This is a genomic window from Candidatus Cloacimonadota bacterium, assembly GCA_011372345.1.
GTDB lineage: Bacteria > Cloacimonadota > Cloacimonadia > Cloacimonadales > TCS61 > DRTC01.
In genome coordinates, this window is record DRTC01000660.1 from 1 (window position 1) to 6582 (window position 6582).

The window sequence follows — 6582 nt, forward strand, 5'->3', positions numbered from 1 at the left end:
GCAATTCTCGACTCACATTCCCTTCGGTCATTGCGAGTCAAGTCTTGCTAAATCTTGCGACTGGTTGATAAACACACCTCCCCCGATAAATGGGGACTCCTCTCAAGAGGAGATTTCCTCGGTCAATCTCGGTGTTCTTGTGGTTAATTTTTTGTTCGTATTGTTAGTTTTGTTCGTTGCTAAAAATAAAATTCGTGATAATTAGTGTTAATTTGTGGTTTCAAATTAATTCGTGGTTTCAAAAAAAGGAGTATTAAATGTCCATAGCGAAGTTTTCAGTTAATAATTCAGTCTTGATAAATATGTTGATGATCGTCGTCTTCATTGTTGGAATTTACACGATGGTCGAAATTCCCAAAGAAGAGATGCCGGCAGTTGATTTCGGTTCTTTCATAATTGTTGTTATGTATCCGGGAGTATCTCCTCTGGAAATGGAGCAACTTGTAATCCAGAAAATCGAAGATGAGATCGGAGATGTGGAAAATATCGATTATATGGAATCCACAGCATCGGAAGGGAAAGCAGTAATGTATATTGTTTTTGAACCTGATGCGGACATCGATAAAGCGGAGAATGATCTGCGAGCAGAACTGGATAAGGTCAGAGATCTGCCGGATGATGCGAACGATCCTTATATGATCCGTTTGAATATGCGGGAAGTGAACGAGATGTGTGCAGTTGTGATCGGTGGAAATTTTTCCGGAAATGCGATCAGGGAAATTTCCGAAGATGTGCGGGAAGAACTTCTTAATATCGATTATGTTTCCAAAGTCGATATTCACGGAACCCAGGAACGAGAAATTTGGATCCAAGGCGATATTAACAAATTAGATGAATTCGGTTTATCGTTGTCCGACTTGCAAAACAGCATTCAAATGCGAAATATGAATGTTCCTGCAGGCACAATAAAATTCGGAAAAGCAGAATTCATTATTAGAACTGTGGGAGAATTCAATAATACCGAGCAGATCGCCAATCTTGTAGTTCGGATGGATAGTAACGGACGGGCAACTCGCATTCGCGATGTAGCAGTCGTAAAAGATACTCTGGAAGAACGAAGTATTATTTCCAAACTGGATGGAAATCCCAGTGTAACCTTGTTCGTTTATAAAAAAGCGGACGGCAATATCATCAAGGTAATGAAAGATGTTCGTCATAAAGTGGAGGAGTTTAAAGAAAACATTCCGGGATTGGATGCTGCTATCCGTAATGATGGTTCGATCGATGTGAAAAACAGTATTAACACTCTCGGGAAAAGTGCTTTATTCGGGGTGATCCTGGTTTTCTTTTCTCTCTTTATTTTTCTTGGTTGGAAAAATGCTTCCTTTGCTGCGATTGGAATTCCCTTCAGTTTCCTGCTCACTTTTATCCTGATGCAGTATTTTGATATAACCATGAACAATCTGACTTTATTCGGACTGGTGCTGGTGTTGGGAATGATCGTGGATGATGCGATCATCGTGATGGAAAATGTTCACCGTTATGTGGAAATGGGAATGAATGTAAAAGATGCTGCTGTTAAAGGAACGCAAGAAATTATGTGGCCCGTGATCGCTGCTGTGAGTACGACCGCTGCCGCCTTTGTTCCCATGTTGATGATGCAGGGAATGATGGGAAAATTCATGAGAGTCTTCCCAATTGTAGTTACTCTGGCACTTCTTGCTTCTCTTTTTGAATGTCTGGTTATTCTGCCTTCTCATATCGCCGAATTTTCCAAACCACAGAAAAAGAAGAAACCTCACAAAATTCACGATGCTCTGGTCAGGAAATACAGACGGGCAATTAAATTTGCTTTAAGACATCGGATATTATTTATCTTAGCAGTTATCGTAGCACTAATTCTTTCTTTGATGACCATTGCTTTGCGTCTTGTTCCGTTTGAATTTTTCCCGGAACAAACTCCCAAAACAATTATTTTGAGATTGCAGACTCCCATCGGAACGAACCTTGATAAAACCAATGAAGTCGTTTCCAATATCGAGGAATTTATCTATCAGATGAAGGAAAGAGAAGACATCGAAGCAGTGGTAACGACCGTTGGAATGATGGCGAAAAATCATAGATGGGATACAAAAACCAATAATGCCCAACTGCGAATCGACCTGAAAGACATCGATGATATGAAATATTCTCATACAGAGATCAAGAAAACGATCCGTTCCTATCTGGAGAAATTACCCGGAATATATAATTATCAATTTGCCAAACCTTCACAGGGTCCGCCTACCGGAAATGATGTTGAAATTCGGGTGAAAGGTGATAATCTCGACCGGTTGAAATATATCGGGAACATCATTAAGGATGAATTGGAAAAAATCCCGGGAGTCGTGGATATCGAGGATAGTTTCCAACCCGGAAAGAAGGAAGTTCAGATCATTCCCAAGCACGAAAGACTTGCCCTGTATGGATTATCAGTTGCACAAATTGCCGGTTTTATCAGAACTGCATCTTACGGAACCACGATTTCCGAATATCGCGGAAACGGAACTGACGAATATGATATCATTCTTCGTTTGAAAGAAGAACAGATCGATGATCTGAATGATCTGGATCATTTGAAAATTCGTACCGGAACCGGTAATTTGATAGATTTAAATGAAGTAGCAGATTTTGAAATAAAATCCGGTTTAGCCCAGATAAGACATCGTGATAAGAAACGGATAATCGAGATCACAGGGAATACGACCTTATATAAAGATAGTGGTAAAATGAAAAAGAGAAGTACGGATGATGTTATGCAAATATTGATGGGAAACCGTATTACAGGTGCAGAAGGAACTCTTTCCAATTTCCAGCAGCGTTTTCCGGGACATATTCTCGAATTTGGAGGGGTTGCAGAAGAACAGAGAAAATCTTATACTTCGCTGTTTCTTGCCTTCGGAGTTGCAATTCTGCTGATCTTCACTATTCTTGCTACTCAATTCAAATCTTATGTGCAGCCTTTTATTGTAATGATGACAATTCCTTTCTCTTTGATCGGAGTGATCTTCGGACTCCTCGTTACCGGACTTCCTGCTTCTTTGAATTCACTCGTAGCAATTGTAGCGCTGGCAGGAGTGGTGGTGAACGACTCCCTGGTTCTTGTGGATTTTGTCAATCGGGAAAGAGCAAAAGGTGTGGACAGATGGAATTCGCTGATTAATGCAGGAGCAATTCGTCTGCGTCCTATCATACTGACTTCAGTAACCACTATTTTTGGTCTGATGCCGATGATCCTTTCAACTTCTCAATCCGCTTCGGAGTGGAAACCAATGGCTGTGAGTATTGCTTTTGGACTTGCCTTTGCTACAGTTCTGACCTTGTTCGTGATCCCTGTAATTTATTCTCTGGTGGATTCTTTGTTCGGCAGGATTGGAGTTACTCGATTTAAAACACATTTGAGTTATGAAGAATGTGTTGATTGTGATGAATAAAACCTTCCGAATGGTTTCTTACAGAAGAATTTTTCTTAAATTTCCGTAGGAGATTATTGACCTTCGGAATGGTTGAAATAGTGGAATTGGTTGAACTCGTTGAATCAGGATATATGAACTTCCGAAAGAATCATTTTTTTATGACACTTTTTTGGAGATAAATTTTTATTCCTTTACACTTTTTTACTCTTTGTGTCTTCGTGACTTTATGGTAAGAAGGAGGAAACATGAAAATCATCGATCTAAACGAAAAATATCTAAAAACCTATTTCTGCTGTTTAGAAGATTGGTCTGATGAAATGAAAGAAGCCGGAGATCATAAACAGCATTGGTTTGAGAAAATGAAGGATAAAGGTTTGCGGGTAAAACTTGCTCTCGATGAGGAAGGAAATGCCTGCGGAATGATCCAGTATTTACCTATCGAACATTCTTTCGTAGATGGAAAAGACCTGTATTTTATTCCCTGCATCTGGGTGCACGGTTACAAAAAGAAAGGTGTGGGAAATATGCAGAAACAGGGAATGGGAAAAGCACTCCTCAAAGTTTCGGAGGAAGATGCTAAGCAACTTGGAGCAAAAGGGATCGCAGCCTGGGGACTTGCTCTTCCTTTCTGGATGAAAACATCCTGGTTCAAGAAGCAGGGATTCAAAAAAGCCGATAAAATGGGAATGCAGGTTTTATTATGGAAACAATTTTCTGAAAATGCGGTCGCTCCCAAATGGTTCAGCCAAAAGAAAAAACCGGAAAATATACCTGGAAAAGTTACTATTACTTCCTTCATAAATGGTTGGTGTCCCGCATATAATATCGTTCATGAACGGGCAAAACGAGCTTCGCAAGAATTTGGTGAGAAAGTGGAATTCCAGGGAATTAATACTTTTAACAGAAATAACCTCGATGAATGGGGACAATCCGATACTCTTTTTATCGATGGAAAACAGGTGCGAATCGGACCTCCGCCTTCGTTTGAGAAAATTAAAAAGAAGATCGGGAAGAGAGTGAAGAAGTTATAAAATAAAAACTTCCGAAGTTTTCAGAACTTCGGAAGTTTATCCTAGATCATTTAATAATAACTCATCAAAACCTGATATATCGCAACCGAAGTATTGAGGAATTCTTGCATCTTATCACCTCAATACTCTAAAATTAAGAAACTCTTCTTGCTTTTCTTACTTAATAAGGATCATTTTCTAATAAGGATCATTTTCTTTGTTTGAGATTCCTTCCCGTTTGAAAGTTTGTAAAAATACAATCCCGGAATGACAGTATTTCCATTCTCATCCTTTCCATCCCATGATATTGATGATTGATTATTGAAAATTGAATATTTTTTTACTTGCTGTCCTTTAATATTATAGATCACAATATATGTGTTCTCTGAGTCTTTGAGTCGAGAAAAAGAAATTGTTGTGTTTGTTGTGAAGGGATTCGGATAGTTCTGCTTTAGATTAAAAGTAGTATTATCCATCTCATAGTCATTAACTTCGATATTGATTTCTCCCGAAGATAAAACTGCATAATGAATTCCAAACCAGTCAGCTCCGGTATTGATGGTCATGCTGTTTTCTCCCTCCAGGATATTAATATTGGAAAGAAGATGCATATCAGCGTAGTTTCCAAGATTAGCATTGAAAATATCAGCCGGACCTAAAAGAGTTGTTCCGTTAAAAGCGATATATTCCTCCGGTCCATCAGAAGGATCACTTGCTTGCGTCAATACAAGCAGATCTCCGTTTTCTTCCGTCACCGGAAAATCGAAGAAAGTTGTAGATGCTGCAAATTGCAATGATTCAGCTCCTTCATTGATCATCACAGTTGCATAAGGTAGAGAAGATTCTTCAAACAAGACGATCAGAAAACTCAAATAACATTGATGGATATTCGCAGTTGAATAATAATAATTTCCATTGCCGGTGATAAAATCAGTAACATCCCAACGATAATAACTAAGAAAATATAGTGAACCATCAGGATCAATGAATGTGGCAGGAATCGAGGGAAGATTGCTGCCGGCAAAAACGGCTGATGATTCCGACTCATCAGCCTGCCAGGAAGTTACACAAAAATACGCCTGGATGATAGTTGCTCCAGCCGGAATATTCTCAATAGTAATATTATCAGCCGGATTTTCAACACCTCCCAAAACACTTGTAAAAACATTTACTTCTCCATTCCCTGACCAATTGAAAAACGGCGTTAATGGTGAATCTCCATCTAAACGATCATTTACCAGATTTTGATTTTGGGGAATATTGCTTTGGGCAGATATCGATACCAAGAAAACCAAAAAAATAAGAAGAAGAATTTTTCCTTTCATACTAAATACCTCCTTTGCATTTTGAATTGAAAACACTCTATTGGTCCTATTAAAATCGAAAACATTTTATTGATAAGATAAATATCATGTCAAATTGTTTTTTGGAATTGTACTATTTTATGAATTCCAGATGATCTATAAAAAATGAAGTTGAGGTTTAATTTCTAAAAAAATGTAAAAATTGAAGTTGTGGCATTCGAGGTTGTTAAAAAAACTTCCGAAGTTTTTCACGCTTCGGAAGTTTATTATTTTAGAGACTGAATTTCTCTCCATCAAATCCAACAACAATTTTCTCCCCAACATCAATCTTCCCTTCCAGCATCTCGATCGCCAGCTTGTTTTCGATCTCTTTCTGAATTACTCGCTTGAGTGGTCGTGCTCCGAATTGCGGATCAAAACCAAGCTCAGCCAGATGAGAAATGGCTGAATCAGAAAACTCTAATTCGATGTTTTTATCTTTCAAACGATTTTTGAGAAGATTCAACTGTAATTTAACGATCTTCTTGATCTGCTCTTCGTCGAGCCTGTGGAAGATAATGATATCATCGAGACGGTTGAGAAATTCCGGTCGGAAATATTGTTGCAGAGATTCTTTCAGTTTTGATTTGATCTCAGTTTCTGGTTTATCTCCCATCTCATAAATAAATTGGGATGCCACATTTGAAGTCATGATGATCACAGTATTTTTGAAATCAACAGTTCTTCCTTTACCGTCGGTCAATCTACCATCATCCAGAATCTGCAGGAGAACATTAAAAACATCATGATGAGCTTTTTCGATCTCATCAAATAGAATTACACTGTAAGGTTTTCGACGCACCGCTTCCGTCAGGTAACCACCCTGTTCATAAC

4 protein-coding genes are annotated in these 6582 nt (G+C 38.6%); 2 read left to right on the plus strand and 2 right to left on the minus strand.

Annotated elements, in window-relative coordinates; translation table 11 throughout:
* Positions 1-257 precede the first annotated feature (257 nt).
* Positions 258-3413 carry an efflux RND transporter permease subunit gene (locus ENL20_12670; GenBank protein HHE39403.1) on the plus strand — a complete coding sequence of 1052 codons (3156 nt, stop codon included), beginning with the start codon at positions 258-260 and terminating at the stop codon, positions 3411-3413.
* A 227-nt stretch (positions 3414-3640) separates the two neighbouring features.
* Positions 3641-4426 carry a GNAT family N-acetyltransferase gene (locus ENL20_12675; protein HHE39404.1) on the plus strand — a complete coding sequence of 262 codons (786 nt, stop codon included), beginning with the start codon at positions 3641-3643 and terminating at the stop codon, positions 4424-4426.
* A 170-nt stretch (positions 4427-4596) separates the two neighbouring features.
* On the opposite strand, the gene ENL20_12680 is transcribed toward ENL20_12675, so the two are convergent.
* Positions 4597-5016 (minus strand): T9SS type A sorting domain-containing protein, encoded by a 420-nt coding sequence (locus ENL20_12680; GenBank protein ID HHE39405.1) that lies wholly within the window; start codon positions 5014-5016, stop codon positions 4597-4599.
* Between the two features lie 964 nt (positions 5017-5980).
* The coding region (locus tag ENL20_12685) for a type VI secretion system ATPase TssH (protein ID HHE39406.1) at positions 5981-6582 on the minus strand (602 nt) is incomplete at its 5' end.